The sequence below is a fragment of the Streptomyces sp. NPDC031100 genome (assembly GCF_055570785.1).
On record NZ_JBVIGN010000003.1, the window covers coordinates 397,090 to 412,515 of the forward strand.

A 15,426-nucleotide genomic window follows, 5' to 3' on the forward strand; every position below is an offset into this window, starting at 1 on the left:
TCAGCCCTTCTTGGCGTTCAGCGCGCGCTGCAGCTGCGCCTTGTTCATGTCCGAACGGCCTTCGATGTTGCGCCGCTTGGCCTCCTCGTACAACTGGTCGTAGGTGGGCCCTTGCGCGCCCTTGCCGGACCGCTGGCCGCCCCGCTTGCCGGACGACATGTCCTGGGTGGAGGTACGGCTGGCCCTCTGCGACTCGCCGGACCGGGCGCGTTCCTTGTTCACCGTCCGCGCGGCGATCTCCTCTGCGCGCTGCTCGCTCTCGCCCCGTTCCAGCGCGCTCTGCTTGATGTGTTCGTACTGGCGTTCCCGCTTGGGACTGGCACCGCGTGGCATGACCGCTCACTTCCTCTCGTGTGCGGTGACCGGGTACCCGTGATCAGGCGTCCTGCATCAGCTCTCCAGCCGCGCCACGCGCCCCTTCTCCCCCGCCGCCCAGCAGCTGAGGTCGGGGGTGCAGTCCACGGTGTCGTACGAGCCGGTGTCGACGGTCCGCCAGGTGCGGCCGCCGTCGGTGGTCAGATCCGTGCCGGTGGGGCCGACGGCGAGCGCGGCGCTGCGGCTGTACGGGAGCCAGGCGGCGCCGGACCGGTAGGCGGGCGGCGGGCCGGCGGCGGGGTGCCAGGTGCGGCCGCCGTCGGAGGTGACCGCGGCGGCCTGCGGCGAGGACTGGTCGGGGCGGTAGTCGCCGCCGACCGCGAGGCCGTGGGTGCGGTCGCGGAAGGCGAGCGCGAAGACGCCCTTGGCCGCATCGCCCGCGGGGACGGGCGTGTCGGCGGCCGTCCAGGTCAGTCCGCGGTCGGCGGAGTGCAGCACGCGCGCGTGCGCGCCGCCGCCGGTCGCCAGCCAGACGTCCTTCGGCCCGGAGGTGACCAGGCACTGGCCGCTCGCGGCGAATCCGGCCTCGCCGTCCAGGGCGGCCGGCATGCCGTCGGCGGGCAGCACCCGCCAGGAGCGGCCGCCGTCGCTGGTGGACAGGATGCGGAACCTGCCGTCGACGGGGTCGCTCATGGCGAGGCCGTGCCGGCGGTCGAAGAAGGCGAGGCAGTCGTAGAAGGCCTTCGGGTCGGTGTTGCGGAAGGACTCGGTCCACGTCGCTCCGCCGTCGTCGGTGCGGTAGACGCGGGAGGCCTCGCCCTCACCGATGGCCAGCACCACCGCGCGCCGCGCGTCGAACGCCTCGACGTCACGGAACTGCAGGTCGGCCGCGCCGGGCGGAGAGACGTTCCGCCAGCTCGCCCCGCCGTCGGTGGTGCGCAGCACGGTGCCCGCGGTACCGGCCAGCCAGGCGGTGTCGCGGTCGACGGCCGCAAGGCCCCGGAAGCGCACCTGCGGGGTGCCGCTGTCCTTCGCCTCCCAGTGCACGGTTCCCCGGTCTCCCTGACCGAGCTGTCGTGCCTCGGCGGCCGGGACCGTCAGCGCGGCCAGCGCCGCCCCGCACGCCACCCCCGCCGCCACCAGCCGGCCCGTCCGTCCCCTGCGTCGCGTGCTCCCCGAACGCCTCATGGCGGGCGAAGCTAGCCCACGGGCCTGCCGGCGTCCAGAGGGCCCGTACGGCCACCCGTCCGTGTCCGAAAGAGGACCCCACGTCCCTCCGCACGTACCCGACCGCGGTGACCGAGGTCACTCGTCCCGGGTGTGCACGCATTGGCCGATTCCTACGTCTCTTCCCATGCCAGGCCTCACCCGCCCGGAAGTTCGTCCAGCCGTCACGAGGGAGCAAGGCGTTGTCCACCGTCATCGAGCAGCCCGTAGAGGCCCGCCTCGTCGCCGCCGCACCGCGCATGCCGAGCATTCCCGCCACGCTGCGCTACGACCGGAGCGACCCGTTCGCCGTCCGCATGACCTTCCCGGCCCCGGCCACCCTGGAGGGCGTCGAGGTCTGCTGGACCTTCTCCCGCGAGCTGCTGGCCGCCGGGCTGCAGGGCCCGGAGGGCCACGGCGACGTCCGGGTGCGTCCGTACGGCTACGACCGCACCGTCCTGGAGTTCCACGCGCCCGAGGGCACCGCGATCGTGCACGTGCGCTCCGGCGAGATCCGGCGGTTCCTGGAGGCGACCGGCGCCCTGGTGCCCGTCGGCCTGGAGCACCTCCAGCTGAACCTCGACCACGACCTGGCCGAGCTGATGCGGGACGCCTGCTGAGCGCCTGCGGGATGTGCGCCACGCGCGCCCCCGAGCGCGCGCGTTAATTGCGTTGACATGCTTCCCTGCCCCTTCGTACGGTGTACAAGGTTCTGTTGCCGTCGATTGGAGAAGGACGTTGCTCGTCTGAGGTCCTGAGACACCGCGTTCACACCGGTGAGGTGTGCGTGGCGTGCGACCTCGGCGTCCGAGCCGTCCTCCGGCACAGACCTTTTTTCGTGCCCCAGGTCTTTCGGTTTCCGCCTCGCGGTGTCTCGACATGCGCCCGCCCAGACCGCACCCAGCAACCGCGAGGCCCTTATGTCTACTTCCCTCACCTGCACGTCCCTGTCCTTCGCCTGGCCCGACGGCACCGCCGTCTTCGACGGCCTCGACATCGCCTTCGGCCCCGGCAGGACCGGGCTCGTCGGCGTCAACGGATCAGGGAAATCAACCCTGCTGAAGCTGCTCGCCGGTGAACTCGTCCCGGCCGACGGCACCGTCAAGGTGACCGGCGAGGTCGGGTACCTGCCGCAGAACGTCACGCTCGACACCACGCTCCGCGTCGACGAGGCCCTCGCCATCGCCTCCCAACGGGCCGCTCTGCACGCCATCGAGGCGGGCGACGTGTCCGAGGAGCATTTCGAGACCGTCGGCGACGACTGGGACGTGGAGGAGCGCGCACTGGTCACCCTCGGCGAACTCGGCCTCGGACACATCGGCCTGGACCGCACCGTGGGCGAGGTGTCCGGGGGCGAGTCGGTGCTGCTGCGCCTGGCAGCGCTCCTGCTGCGCCGCCCGGACGTCCTGCTCCTGGACGAACCCACCAACAACCTGGACCTGTACGCGCGTCGGCGGCTGTACGCGGCCGTCGCCTCCTGGCCGGGCGTGCTGGTGGTCGTCAGCCACGACCGTGAACTCCTGGACCTGGTCGACCAGATCGCCGAGCTGCGCTCCGGCGAGGTCGCCTGGTACGGCGGGAACTTCTCGGCCTACGAGGAGACCCTCGCCGTGGAACAGGAGGCGGCCGAGCGGATGCTGCGCGTGGCCGAGGCCGACCTGCGCAAGCAGAAGCGCGAACTCGCCGACGCCCAGGTCACACTGGCCCGGCGCCAGCGGTACGGGCAGAAGATGTACGACAACAAGCGCGAGCCCCGGGCGGTGATGAAACTACGCAAACGCACGGCGCAGGTGTCCGCCGGCAAGTACCGCATCATGCACGAGGAGAAGCTCGCCGAGGCCAGGGAGCGGCTGGACGAGGCGGCCGAGGCCGTCCGGGACGACGACGAGATCCGCGTCGACCTGCCGTACACGGCCGTGCCGCCGGGTCGGCAGGTGCTCACCCTGGAGAGCCTGGAGCTGGCCTACGGGGCGCGTGTCGAGGGGATCCTCGATCTGCGCGGCCCGGAGCGGATCGCGCTCGTCGGACGCAACGGCGCCGGCAAGACGACCCTGCTGCGGACCGTCGCCGGGGAGCTGGCGGCGGTGGCCGGCGAGGCGAGGGCGCATGTCCCGCTGCGGTTCCTGCCGCAGCGTCTGGACGTGCTGGACGACGAGCGGACGGTCGCCGAGAACGTGGCCCGGTTCGCTCCGGGCGCCACGAACAACCGGATCCGGGCGCGTCTGGCCCGCTTCCTGTTCCGGGGCGCACGGGCCGACCAGAAGGCCGGCACGCTCTCCGGCGGCGAGCGGTTCCGGGCGGCTCTGGCCGCGCTGATGCTCGCCGATCCCGCGCCCCAGTTGCTCCTGTTGGACGAACCGACCAACAATCTCGACATGGCGAGCGTCCGACAGCTGACCACGGCCCTGGAGTCGTACGAAGGCGCCCTGCTCGTCGCCAGCCACGACCTGCCGTTCCTGGAGTCGATCGGCATCACGCGCTGGCTGCTGATGGAGGATGGAGAACTGAAGGAGACGACACCCGAGGCGCTCGGGGATCCGGCCTGACCCGGTTCGGCGCGGGATCCGGGGCCGGCCCTTCCTGGGGTCTCAGGAGGGGCACAGCCTGACAACGAGGGGCGACGAGGGTTTTGTCCTGGCCGGAGCGCCCTGCATGATGGCGGACCGGCGCCCCATCACGCGCGCCGGAAAACCGCACCACCGATACGAAAGGCCCGTCGTGCCCAGCAAGAAGGCCCTCGTCCGCCGCCCCAGCCCGCGCCTCGCCGAAGGCCTGGTGACGCACATCGAGCGGGAGAAGGTCGACGTGGACCTCGCCGTGGAGCAGTGGGAGGCGTACGTCGAGGCGCTCCGCACGCACGACTGGGAGACGATCGAGGTCGACCCGGAGGACGACTGCCCGGACTCGGTGTTCGTCGAGGACACCGTCGTCATGTACAAGAACGTGGCGTTGATCACCCGGCCGGGGGCCGAGTCACGGCGCGCGGAGACCGCGGGCGTCGAGGAGGCGGTGGCCAGCCTCGGCTGCTCGGTGAACTGGATATGGGAGCCGGGCACCCTGGACGGCGGTGACGTTCTCAAGGTCGGCGAGACGATCTACGTCGGCCGGGGCGGGCGCACCAACGCGGCCGGCGTGCAGCAGCTGCGGGCCGCCTTCGAGCCGCTCGGCGCGCGGGTGGTGGCCGTACCGGTGAGCAAGGTGCTGCACCTGAAGTCGGCGGTCACCGCGCTGCCGGACGGGACGGTCATCGGGCACATCCCGAAGGTGGACCGGCCGTCGCTGTTCCCGGGCTTCCTGTCGGTACCGGAGGAGTCCGGCGCGCACGTGGTGCTGCTCGGCGGCCACAAGCTCCTCATGGCGGCGAGCGCCCCGAAGACGGCGGAGCTGCTGGCCGATCTCGGCCACGAGGTGGTCACGGTGGACATCAGCGAGTTCGAGAAGCTCGAGGGCTGTGTGACCTGCCTCTCGGTACGGGTGCGGGAGCTGTACGCCTGACCGGGTGATCCCACCACGCCGACAGCCCCGGGACCTGCGGGTCCCGGGGCTGTTCTGCATGCTCTCGAAAACCCGTGCCAGGGGTGCTGATCAGCGATCTTTACAGCGAACTTAACCTACGGCTTCGTAACCTACGGATTCGTAGCCTACGATCTCGTAGGTTTCCGGCGCCGCTCGCCGGGCCGCCCCCGTCTCTCCCCCTTTGTTCGGCGTCCCCCTGGAGTTCCCGTGACGATCACCTCCCCTCACCTCGGCAGCCCGTCCGTGTGGACCGACGCGCGGCTGCTGTACGCGCTGGAGGAAGTGGTCGAGAAGGAACTGAACCGGCATCTGCAGGTCGCCAAGGACTGGATGCCGCACGAGTACGTGCCCTGGAGCGACGGCCGCAACTTCCCCGGCCTCTTCGAGGACGGCGAGGCCTGGGACAAGGAACAGTCCAAGGTGACGGAGATCGGCCGCATCGCCCTCGTCGTCAACCTGCTGACCGAGGACAACCTCCCCAGCTACCACCACGAGATCGCCTCGCTCTTCGGCCGCGACGGCGCGTGGGGCACCTGGGTGCACCGCTGGACGGCCGAGGAGGGCCGGCACGGCATCGTGATGCGGGACTACCTGCTCACCTCGCGTGCGGTGGACCCGGACAAGCTGGAGCAGTTCCGCATGGCGCACATGAGCGAGGGCTTCGAGTCCGACAACCGGCACTCGATGCTGCACTCGGTCGCCTACGTCGCCTTCCAGGAGCTCGCGACCCGCATCTCGCACCGCAACACCGGCCACCAGTCCGGCGACCCGGTCTGCGACCGCATGCTGGCGCGCATCGCGACCGACGAGAACCTGCACATGGTCTTCTACCGCAACCTTCTGAGGGCCGCCTTCGAACTCGCCCCCGACCTGACGATGCAGGCTGTCCGGGACGTCGTGGTCAACTTCCGCATGCCGGGCCACGGCATCCCCGGCTTCGAGCGGGCCGCGGCGCAGATGGCGATCGGCGAGGTCTACAACCTGCGCATCCACCACGACGACGTGCTGCAGCCCGTGCTGCGCTTCCTGAAGATCATGGAGATCGACGGCCTCGGCCCGGAGGGCCGCCAGGCCCAGGAGGAACTCGGCCTGTTCATGGGCGGCCTGGACGCGGAGGCCGCCAAGTTCGACGAGCGGCTGGCGGCCCGCAAGGCGCGGATGGCGGCGCGGGCGGGGAGCTGAGCCGGAGCTCTCATCAGGGAGCTCTCATCAGGGAGCTCTCATCAGGGAGCTCTGATCGGGGAGCTCTGAGCGCGGACGAGGGGCGGGCGCTGCTGCCGATGCCGCAGGGCGCCCGAGGCGGGCCTCAGGGGGACGTACGGCGCAGGGCCAGGCGCTCCTTTTCGGACAGGCCGCCCCAGACGCCGAAGCGTTCGTCGTTGGCGAGCGCGTAGTCGAGGCACGCGGAGCGCATCTCGCACATGGCGCAGATGCGCTTCGCCTCGCGCACCGAGCTGCCGGGCTCGGGGAAGAAGAAGTCCGCCCCGGTCTGCGCGCACAGGGCCTGAGCCTGCCAGGCGGTGTCGGCCGGGATGATCGTGTCGATGTGCATGACCAGGATCGTGCCGCGCGCCGAAAAACGTTCGATCAACGCGGGATCAACGGCGCGGCGGCACCCCGGGCCGGTCGTTGATGCTCCGCCGGAGCCCTGGTCCGCCCCCGATCATGCGCCGTGCGACGAGGTGGGCGCACTGCGGCGCGCGGGAGCAGTGTGAAATCCCGGAGAACCCGGCGCGGCGCCCCGGGTGCCGGGGGGGCGTCGGTCGGGCGCGCGGCGGCGCTCCGGCAGCGGTTGTCAGTGGGCGGTGCCAGACTCGGCAGTGCAGAGGACGGGACCCTTCCGGACCCCTTCAAGGAGGGCGAAGATGCTCACCACCCGTTTCGTGAACGGCGCTCCGAACTGGATCGACGTCGGCACCCCCGACCTCGACGGCGCCCTCTCCTTCTACGGCGGCCTCTTCGGCTGGCAGTTCCAGTCGGCGGGGCCGGACGCCGGCGGCTACGGCTTCTTCCAGCTCGACGGCAAGACCGTCGCCGGCGGCATGCAGACCGGCCCGGACCAGGGACCGCCGGCGTGGACGGTGTACTTCCAGAGCGAGGACGCCCAGGCCACCAGCAAGGCGGCCGAACAGGCGCACGGCAGCGTGCTGTTCCAGCCCATGGACGTGATGGGCCAGGGACACATGGCGATTCTCGCCGACCAGGCGGGCGCGGCGTTCGGGATCTGGCAGCCCGGGCAGACCAAGGGCGTGGACGTGGCGAACGAACCGGGCGCACTGTGCTGGGTCGAGCTGTACACGCCGGACGTCGCGGCGGCGGCCGCCTTCTACCACAAGGTGCTGGACCTGGAGACCTCGGCGATGCCGTTCCCGGGTGGCACGTACACGTGCGTCAACCCGGGCGGTGCCGGGGAGGACGCGATGTTCGGCGGGATGGTCCCGCTGGCCGACGACCCGACGGAGGCGGCGGCGGGCCCGTACTGGCTGCCCTACTTCGAGGTCGAGGACACCGACGCCGTGGTCGAGAAGGCACAGCAGTTGGGCGGCACGGTGCGCATGCCGGCGACAAGCATGGAGGGCGTCGGCCGCATGGCCAAGCTCGCCGACCCGTACGGCGTCCGCTTCGCGGTGATCAAGAGCGAGCCGCCGGTTGGCTGAAGCCAGGCTGATCCGCCGGACAGATCCTAGGCGGACGCGCGTCGGATCAGGGTCGTCGGCAGGACGATGCTGGAAACGGCCGCGTCCGCCGGGTCCGCGCCGCGACCCCGGCCGGTCAGGCCGCGCAGCAGGAGGCGGGCCATCAGCCGGCCCATCTCCTCGATGTCCTGACGGACCGTGGTCAGCGGCGGATCGGCCTCCTCGGCAACGGGCAGCACGTCGTCGAAGCCGATCACGGCCACGTCCTCGGGCACCCGCCGGCCCCGCTCGCGCAGCACGCGCAGGGCGCCGAGCGCGGTGAGGTCGTTGGCGGCGAACACCGCGTCCACGTCCGGGCAGCGGTCGAGCAGTTCACGCATCGCGCGTTCGCCGCCGCCCGGGGTGAAGTCGCTCTCCGCGACGAGCAGGGGGTCGGGATCGCCCATGACGTCCCGGTAGCCGTCGAGCCGGTCCACCGCCGACGTCTGGTCCAGCGCGCCGGTGATGTGGGCGATCCGGGTCCGGCCGAGCTCCACGAGATGGCGTACGGCCGCGCGGGCGCCGCCCCGGTTGTCGCTGTCGACGTACACCGGGCCGGGGTCGCCGTCGCTCCAGTCGGGGCGGCCGCCGAACACGGTGGGCACACCCGCGTTCCGGATCAGGCCGGGCAGCGGGTCGTCGAGGTGGAGGGAGAAGACGAGCGCGCCGTCGACATGGCCTCCGGCGAGATAGCGGGCCACGCGCGCGTGGTCGGCACGGCCCTCGGTCAGCAGCAGCACGAGCTGGTTGTCGTGGGCCGTCAACTCCTTGCTGATGCCGCGCAGTTGCAGCGCGAAGAAGGGGTCGGCGAAGACCCTGGCCTCGGGCTCGGCGATGACGACGGCGACGGCGTCGTGCCGCTTGGTGACCAGGCTGCGTGCGGCCTGGTTGGGCACGTACCCGAGTTCCTCGACCGCCTGCCGGACCCGTGCGACCAGGGGCTCTCTGACCCCGTCGCCGCCGTTGACGACCCGCGACACGGTGGCCCGGGACACCCCGGCCCGCGCGGCCACGGCCTCCAGCGTGGGACGCGACACTCCCTCGGACACTTCGGGACTCCTCATCGGCGGCTGGCGATCAGGATAACCGCGGTGTGCGGCGGCCGGCGGGGCCCGACGGGGGACGGGCTCGACGACCGATGTGCCGGAAATGCTACGGGGGTTGGCGTCCCACGGCCCCGAGCGCCGGGCGATCGCGCCGGAAGGCGGGTACGGCGCGGGATGTCACGAGTCCTGCTCGCGCCGCGCCCGGCTCGGCTGGACCCGTTTCGGCTCGCCGGGCATCTTCGGGTACTCCGGCGGGTACGGCAGGTCGCCCAGGCCGTGGTCGTGTTCGTCACGTCGGGCCAGTTCGAGGAGGGCGTCGAGGGAGTAGGCATGGTCGTCCATGTCGGCGTGGACGTCGCCGAGTTCGGCGAACCGGGCCGGCATGGTGGCGAGGTCGAAGTCACGGGGGTTGGCCTCGCCGACCTCCTCCCAGCGCAGGGGCGCGGAGACGGGGGCGTGCGGGCGGGGTCGTACGGAGTAGGCGGATGCGATGGTGCGGTCGCGGGCCGTCTGGTTGTAGTCCAGGAAGATGCGCTCGCCGCGCTCCTCCTTCCACCACTTGATGGTGACCTGGTCGGGCATCCGGCGTTCCATCTCCCGGCCGACCGCGATCGCGGCGCGCCGCACCTGGGTGAAGGTCCAGCGCGGTTCGATGGGCACGAAGACGTGCAGGCCGCGGCCGCCGGAGGTCTTGGGCCAGCCGCGCAGGCCGCCGAACTCGTCAAGGACGGCGCGCAGTTCGTGGGCGGCGCGGACGGCGTCGGCGAAGTCCGTGCCGGGCTGCGGGTCGAGGTCGATGCGGAGTTCGTCGGGGTGGTCGACGCGGGTGCGGCGCACCGGCCAGGGATGGAAGGTGAGCGTGCCGTACTGGGCGGCCCACACCACGGCGGCCTCCTCCGTCGGACACATCTCGTCGGCGCTGCGGCCGCTGGGGAAGGTGATGTGGGCGGTCGGGATCCAGTCGGGCATGCCCTTCGGTGCGCGCTTCTGGTAGAACCACTCGCCGTCGATGCCGTCCGGGTAGCGCTGGAGGGTGGTGGGCCGGTCGCGCAGGGCGCGCAGGATGCCGGGGCCGACGGCGGCGTAGTACCGGGCGACGTCCAGCTTGGTGAATCCCCGTTCCGGGAAGAAGACCTTGCCCGGGCTGGACAGCCGTACGGTCCGGCCGGCCACGTCGAGTTCCACCGCATCACCCATGCGGCCACGGTAGGCGCACCCGTCACACCGCGCATACCGGGCGACGGCGCAGGGATGCGAGCAGAATCGGACGCATGGATCTGCCGGTGATGCCGCCCGTGAAGCCGATGCTCGCCAAGTCGGTGGCGAGGATCCCGCCGGGCATGCACTACGAGGCGAAGTGGGACGGGTTCCGGGCGATCGTGTTCCGTGACGGGGCCGAGGTCGAGCTGGGCAGCCGTACCGGGAAGCCGTTGACCAGGTACTTCCCGGAGCTGGTGGCCGCGTTGAAGGAGCGGGTGCCCGACCGGTGCGTGCTGGACGGGGAGATCGTGATCGCGCGGGAGGGGCGGCTGGACTTCGACGCGCTGACCGAGCGGATCCATCCGGCGGACTCGCGGGTGCGGATGCTCGCCGAGAAGACGCCGGCCTCCTTCGTCGCCTTCGACCTGCTGGCGCTGGACGACCACGCCCTGCTCGACGTGCCGCTGACCGACCGGCGGGCGCTGCTGGAGCGGGCGCTGTCCGGGGTGAGCGCACCGGTCCACCTGGCGCCCGCGACGACCGACGTGGAGGTGGCGCACCGCTGGTTCGAGCAGTACGAGGGCGCCGGCCTCGACGGGGTCATCGCCAAGCCGCTGGACCTGCGGTATCGGCAGGACGAGCGGGCCATGTTCAAGATCAAGCACGAGCGGACGGCGGACGTGGTCGTGGCGGGCTACCGGTTCCACAAGAGCGGACCGGTGGTCGGCTCCCTGCTGCTCGGCCTGTACGACGACCGGGGCGCCCTGCAGCACGTGGGCGTATCGGCGGCCTTCGCCATGAAGAAGCGCGCGGAACTGGTCGAGGAGCTGGAACCGCTGCGGATGGACGACGTCACCGGGCACCCGTGGGCGGCCTGGAGCGACGAGGCGGCGCATGAGGCGGCCCGGCTGCCGGGGGCGCCGAGCCGCTGGTCGGGCAGGAAGGACCTGTCCTGGGTGCCCCTTCGGCCGGAGCGGGTCGCCGAGGTCGCCTACGACCACATGGAGAACGGCGCCCGCTTCCGGCACACGGCCCGCTTCCGCCGCTGGCGCCCGGACCGGACACCGGAGAGCTGCACGTACGCACAGCTGGAGGAGCCTGTGCGCTACGACCTCGCAGAGATCCTGGGGGCCGGGCAGGAAGACTCCTAGGGCACCTCCACCTCGATCCGTGCCGTGTTGCATCGGGTCGGGCGGTATCGGCGGCGGCCGGTGCGGTGACCAGCAGGGCGCAGGCGGTCAGTACGGTGCCGAGGGGTCGTCCCGGGCCGCGGATCATCGGGACTTCCCGGAGGTGCGGGCGGCCGTGGACCGGCGCCGGTGATGTCGACCTTGATGGCGGCCGAGTTGTTCGACAGGTCGCCGTCTCCGCGCACGAACTCGGAGCGGTCCGGCATCCCGATCCGGCCTGCCCGGTTGTCGGCCCGGTCGAGGCGGAACCGGAAGGGGAAGTGCTCGAACTGCCCGGGGGACATGGTCCGGCTCTTGTCGAGGCGGTTCTGCGAGCAGGTGTAACGGGCAGCGGCCGGGGCGCCCTTACCCGTCTTCCCGCGCCCTGAGCCCCTGCAGAAGTCGGGGACCTCGACGGCCGGGACACCGGCGGGACCGTTGTTGACGAAGAAGAAGTCGGCTTTGACGACATCCCCGGGCTTGCCGCGCAATGTCACCTCATTGACCGCGAAGTCGTGCGGGTTGTCGACCTCGACCTCGGTGAACACCCTGCCGAGCGGGTCGGGCGGAACCGGCTGGACATGCCGGTCGGGACGGCCACGCTCGGTGAAGGTCAGCGTCCGGCCCGAGCCCCGGCGTGCGTCCTGCGGCGGCCTCGCGTGGTACCGGCCGACGCTCACGCCGTAGTCGATGCGCCCGCCCGCGGCCGCGCTGTCGACCTTCGCCGCGCCGAAGTCCAGGTCGTAGGACCGGCCGGGCCGCGGGCAGGTCGAACGTCGCCCCCGGAGTCGCGGTGACCTTCTGCACCGCCCGGCCGAAGCGGGGCTGGTCCTCCTCGGCGGCAGGGTGTACGAATCCGACCCAGAGCCGCCCCCTCCCCATATCGGTCCGATGAGCACACAATCGACGCAGGCGAAGGGGGGAGGCATCAGTGGGGACAGGACACAAGGCACGCCCGCGGCACAACGCGCTCACGGCGGCACTGATCGCCGCCACGATGGCGGCCTCCCTGACGGCGGCCTGCACCCGGCACGGCTCGGCCGACGACGGCACCCCGCACGAGACCCGCTCGGCTCTGTCCGGCTCGCTGCTCGCCGTGAAGATCGACAACGTGCCCGCGGCCCGCCCGCAGACGGGACTCGACGCGGCGGACATCGTGTACGCGGAGCAGGTCGAGGGCGGTCTGAGCCGGCTGATGGCGGTGTACGCGAGCACGCTCCCCAAGGAAGTCGGCCCGGTGCGCAGCGCCCGTGAGTCGGACCTGGAGCTGCTGCGCCAGTTCAAGGAGCCGACGCTGGCGTTCTCCGGAGCACAGCGGAAGCTGCTCCCGCTGATCGGCCGGGCCCCGCTGCGGGCGGAGTCACCCGACGAGGCTGGCGACGCCTACCACCGGAGCACCGGGAAGGCCGCACCGCACAACCTCTATCTGCGCCCCACCCGGCTGCTGCCCGCCGCGCCGGGCAAGGCCGCGCTCACCACCGGCTTCCGCTACGGTCCCGCACCCTCCGGCGGCACTGCCGAGACCTCGCGGACCGTGCGGTACCCGTCGGCGCGCTTCACGTTCAGCTGGTCGGCGCAGCGGGACGGCTGGCTGGTCTCGATGGACGGCACGCCCACGATGACGCCCGCCGGACAGCGGGTGGCGCCGGCGACGGTCGTCGTGCAGTACGTGACGGTACGCCCGTCCCGGTACCACGACGTGCTCGGCACCAACACGCCGTACACCGAGACCGTCGGCACGGGGAAGGCCGAGGTGCTGCGGGACGGGCGGTCCTTCGACGCCACCTGGTCCCGGCCTGCCGCCACGGACGGTACGGCGTTCACGGCGGCGGACGGCAGCCGGATGAACTTCGCCGACGGCCAGGTGTGGGTCGTGTTCGCCGAGGCCCCCTCCTGACCGGGCCGGCGTTCAGCCCTGCTGGGAGACCAGCGGCTCGGCGGGGTTGCGCAGGTCCTCGGCGGCGTCCGCGACGCGGCGGATCAGGTCGAAGAAGACGGTCTGTTCCTCGGCGGAGAGCGGGGCGAGGAAGACCTGGTTCATGCGGGCCGTGCGCACGGTCAGCTTGCGGTGGGTGCGCAGGCCCTCGTCGGTGAGGCGGAGCAGGAAGCGCCGGCCGTCCTGCGGGTCGCGCACCTTGTGCAGTAGCCCGCGGCGGTCGAGCCGGCTGATGACCTCGGCGATGGTCGACCGGTCCAGGCCCACCCGCTCCCCCACGGTCCGCTGGTCGAGGCCCGGTTCGGCGACGAGCGCGTTCAGGACCGCGAACTGCGGCGAGGTGATCTCCTCGGAGACGATGGTGTTCCACAGCAGGTAGTGCGCCTGCTGGAGCCGCCGGGCCAGGTGCCCGGGATGGGTGGCGAGATCCACCGCGGCCATGTGCGCTCCCCTGTGTCGATTCGTTGGTGCACTGAACGATACCCCGGGAGAAAGTCTGCTGTCTGTATGCGGAGCGCCTACTAGGGCGGGGTATTGACGGGTGTGATGTCCGGTGGCAGCGTGAGAGGCATCTCGCCGAAATACTCAGTGCGCTGATTAATATGCAGAGATGGGGCTTCACGGATGGACAAGGTGGTCGCCACGGCCCGTCAGGCGGTGGCCGACGTGCCGGACGGCGCGTCCCTCGCGGTCGGCGGATTCGGGCTGAGCGGTGTGCCGAACGTACTGATCCAGGCGCTGTACGAGCGCGGGACGACCGGTCTGGGCGTGGTGTCGAACAACTGCGGCGCGATGGAGTCCGGCCTCGCCGTGCTGCTGGCCGCCGGCCGCATCGCCCGGGTGACCGGCTCCTACATCGGCGGCAACAAGGAGTTCGCCCGCCAGTACCTGGCCGGTGAGCTGGAGGTGGAGCTGATCCCGCAGGGCACGCTGGCCGAACGGCTGCGCGCGGGCGGCGCCGGGATCCCCGCCTTCTACACCCCTGCGGGCGTCGGCACCCAGGTCGCCGAGGGCGGACTGCCGTGGCGGTACGACGGCACGGGCGCGGTCGCGCTCGCCTCGCCGCCGAAGGAGGTGCGGGAGTTCGACGGCGTGGAGTACGTCCTGGAGCGGGGCATCCGCACCGACTTCGCGCTGGTCCGCGCCGCCAGGGGTGACCGGCACGGCAACCTCGTCTTCACCAGGTCCGCCCGGAACTTCAACCCTCTGGCCGCCATGGCGGGCCGGGTGACCATCGCCGAGGTGGAGCAGCTGGTGGAACCGGGCGAGATCGACCCGGACGCGGTGCATGTGCCCGGCGTCTTCGTGCAGCGCGTGGTGGCGCTGACCCCCGAGCAGGCGGCGGACAAGCGGATCGAGCAGCGGACGGTGAGGTCCTGATGGCCTGGACACGCGAGGAGATGGCCGCCCGCGCGGCCCGGGAGCTGAAGGACGGCCAGTACGTCAACCTCGGCATCGGGCTGCCGACGCTGATCCCGAACCATCTGCCGCCGGGCGTCGAGGTGGTCCTGGAGTCGGAGAACGGCATCCTCGGGACCGGCCCGTACCCCGCCGAGGACGAGGTCGACCCGGACCTGATCAACGCCGGCAAGGAGACCGTCACGGTCCTGCCGGGCGCCTCCTTCTTCGACTCCGCGCTGAGCTTCGCGATGATCCGGGGCGGGCACATCGACGTGGCCGTGCTGGGTGCGATGCAGGTGTCCGCGGGCGGCGACCTGGCCAACTGGGCGGTCCCCGGCAAACTGGTCACCGGGATCGGCGGGGCGATGGACCTGGTGCACGGCGCCCGGACGGTGGTCGTCGTCATGACGCACACGGCCAAGGACGGATCCCCGAAGATCCTGGAGCAGTGCACGCTGCCGCTCACGGGCAAGGCGTGTGTGAACCGGGTGATCACGGATCTGGGCGTGCTGGACGTCACGGATGCGGGGCTCGTCCTGGTGGAGACCGCGCCGGGCGTGTCCGTCGAAGACGTCGTCGTCAGGACCGACGCCGAACTGACCATCGGGGAGAACGTGCTGTGATTCCCGTTGACGTCGTCGACGTCGTCCGCTCCCCGATCGGCCGCTACAACGGCGCACTGTCCTCGGTACGGCCCGACGACCTCGCCGCCCGCGCCATCGCGGTGGGCGACGCCTCCATCGCCGTAGCGGGCGGTGTGGGGTCGACGACTCGGGCGCGGTACGTCCTGCCCACGTCCGACAGGCCCTTCCCCACCGCACACACCGAGCTGTACTCCGGCGCCCGGCTCGCCGGCACCGTCGTCCACCAGCTCGCCCGCCGCGGCTCCGGCACCGGCGTGGCCTCCCTCTGCATCGGCGTGGGCCAGGGCCTCGCCCTCGGCCTCGAACGGTAAGGAAGCG

At 71.7% G+C, this 15,426-nt stretch carries 16 protein-coding genes and 1 pseudogene; 10 read left to right on the forward strand and 7 right to left on the reverse strand.

The window, feature by feature from the left end:
• Both ACZ5DS_RS09635 and ACZ5DS_RS09640 read right to left on the reverse strand, forming a co-directional pair.
• Positions 1 to 333 (reverse strand): plasmid stabilization protein, encoded by a 333-nt coding sequence (locus tag ACZ5DS_RS09635; RefSeq protein WP_468235543.1) that lies wholly within the window; start codon positions 331 to 333, stop codon positions 1 to 3.
• A 57-nt stretch (positions 334 to 390) separates the two neighbouring features.
• Positions 391 to 1,503, reverse strand: coding sequence for a WD40/YVTN/BNR-like repeat-containing protein (locus tag ACZ5DS_RS09640; RefSeq protein ID WP_468235545.1), 1,113 nt, complete (start codon positions 1,501 to 1,503; stop codon positions 391 to 393).
• 221 nt (positions 1,504 to 1,724) lie between these two features.
• On the opposite strand from ACZ5DS_RS09640, the gene ssgD reads away from it, so the two are divergent.
• From ssgD to ACZ5DS_RS09660, 4 genes are all read left to right on the forward strand, one after another.
• The gene (gene ssgD / locus ACZ5DS_RS09645; protein WP_468235547.1) at positions 1,725 to 2,141 is read left to right on the forward strand and encodes a spore wall synthesis regulator SsgD; all 417 of its coding nucleotides are present in this window, start codon (positions 1,725 to 1,727) and stop codon (positions 2,139 to 2,141) included.
• 300 nt (positions 2,142 to 2,441) lie between these two features.
• Positions 2,442 to 4,067: an ABC-F family ATP-binding cassette domain-containing protein gene (locus ACZ5DS_RS09650; protein WP_468235549.1), complete on the forward strand. Its 1,626-nt coding sequence runs from the start codon at positions 2,442 to 2,444 to the stop codon at positions 4,065 to 4,067.
• Positions 4,068 to 4,239: 172 nt separating this feature from the next.
• Positions 4,240 to 5,016, forward strand: a complete 777-nt coding sequence (gene ddaH / locus ACZ5DS_RS09655; protein WP_468235551.1) for a dimethylargininase — start codon at positions 4,240 to 4,242, stop codon at positions 5,014 to 5,016.
• 228 nt (positions 5,017 to 5,244) lie between these two features.
• Complete coding sequence (locus tag ACZ5DS_RS09660; protein WP_468235552.1) at positions 5,245 to 6,219, forward strand: acyl-ACP desaturase; 975 nt, start codon at positions 5,245 to 5,247, stop codon at positions 6,217 to 6,219.
• A 124-nt stretch (positions 6,220 to 6,343) separates the two neighbouring features.
• Here ACZ5DS_RS09660 and ACZ5DS_RS09665 read toward each other — a convergent pair whose 3' ends face one another.
• Positions 6,344 to 6,589, reverse strand: coding sequence for a WhiB family transcriptional regulator (locus ACZ5DS_RS09665; protein ID WP_468235554.1), 246 nt, complete (start codon positions 6,587 to 6,589; stop codon positions 6,344 to 6,346).
• A 313-nt stretch (positions 6,590 to 6,902) separates the two neighbouring features.
• Between ACZ5DS_RS09665 and ACZ5DS_RS09670 the strand changes: the two genes are divergently transcribed.
• Positions 6,903 to 7,694, forward strand: coding sequence for a VOC family protein (locus tag ACZ5DS_RS09670; RefSeq protein ID WP_468235556.1), 792 nt, complete (start codon positions 6,903 to 6,905; stop codon positions 7,692 to 7,694).
• Positions 7,695 to 7,720: 26 nt separating this feature from the next.
• Here ACZ5DS_RS09670 and ACZ5DS_RS09675 read toward each other — a convergent pair whose 3' ends face one another.
• Entirely contained in the window at positions 7,721 to 8,761 is a 1,041-nt protein-coding gene (locus tag ACZ5DS_RS09675) for a LacI family DNA-binding transcriptional regulator (protein ID WP_468235558.1), read from the reverse strand.
• 174 nt (positions 8,762 to 8,935) lie between these two features.
• Positions 8,936 to 9,955, reverse strand: coding sequence for a non-homologous end-joining DNA ligase (ligD, locus tag ACZ5DS_RS09680; protein ID WP_468235560.1), 1,020 nt, complete (start codon positions 9,953 to 9,955; stop codon positions 8,936 to 8,938).
• Positions 9,956 to 10,029: 74 nt separating this feature from the next.
• Between ligD and ACZ5DS_RS09685 the strand changes: the two genes are divergently transcribed.
• A complete protein-coding gene (locus ACZ5DS_RS09685) occupies positions 10,030 to 11,109 on the forward strand; it encodes an ATP-dependent DNA ligase (protein ID WP_468235562.1) in 1,080 nt (359 codons plus the stop codon).
• Here the strand turns inward: ACZ5DS_RS09685 and ACZ5DS_RS09690 are convergent.
• Positions 11,106 to 11,807, reverse strand: coding sequence for a hypothetical protein (locus ACZ5DS_RS09690; protein ID WP_468235564.1), 702 nt, complete (start codon positions 11,805 to 11,807; stop codon positions 11,106 to 11,108). The two genes, ACZ5DS_RS09685 and ACZ5DS_RS09690, sit on opposite strands and share 4 nt — an antisense overlap.
• Positions 11,808 to 12,124: 317 nt before the next feature.
• On the opposite strand from ACZ5DS_RS09690, the gene ACZ5DS_RS09695 reads away from it, so the two are divergent.
• Positions 12,125 to 13,024, forward strand: coding sequence for a DUF3048 domain-containing protein (locus tag ACZ5DS_RS09695; RefSeq protein WP_468236396.1), 900 nt, complete (start codon positions 12,125 to 12,127; stop codon positions 13,022 to 13,024).
• A 12-nt stretch (positions 13,025 to 13,036) separates the two neighbouring features.
• On the opposite strand, the gene ACZ5DS_RS09700 is transcribed toward ACZ5DS_RS09695, so the two are convergent.
• Positions 13,037 to 13,504: a MarR family winged helix-turn-helix transcriptional regulator gene (locus ACZ5DS_RS09700; protein ID WP_468235566.1), complete on the reverse strand. Its 468-nt coding sequence runs from the start codon at positions 13,502 to 13,504 to the stop codon at positions 13,037 to 13,039.
• Positions 13,505 to 13,687: 183 nt separating this feature from the next.
• Between ACZ5DS_RS09700 and ACZ5DS_RS09705 the strand changes: the two genes are divergently transcribed.
• The 3 genes and pseudogenes from ACZ5DS_RS09705 to ACZ5DS_RS09715 form a co-directional block, all read left to right on the forward strand.
• Positions 13,688 to 14,443, forward strand: coding sequence for a CoA transferase subunit A (locus tag ACZ5DS_RS09705; protein ID WP_468235567.1), 756 nt, complete (start codon positions 13,688 to 13,690; stop codon positions 14,441 to 14,443).
• Positions 14,443 to 15,087, forward strand: a complete 645-nt coding sequence (locus ACZ5DS_RS09710) for a CoA transferase subunit B (protein WP_468235569.1) — start codon at positions 14,443 to 14,445, stop codon at positions 15,085 to 15,087. Before ACZ5DS_RS09705 ends, ACZ5DS_RS09710 begins: the two co-directional genes overlap by 1 nt.
• A gap of 212 nt (positions 15,088 to 15,299) precedes the next feature.
• Positions 15,300 to 15,419, forward strand: a pseudogene (locus ACZ5DS_RS09715) (hypothetical protein); the annotation flags it as partial.
• Between the last annotated feature and the right edge of the window lie 7 nt (positions 15,420 to 15,426).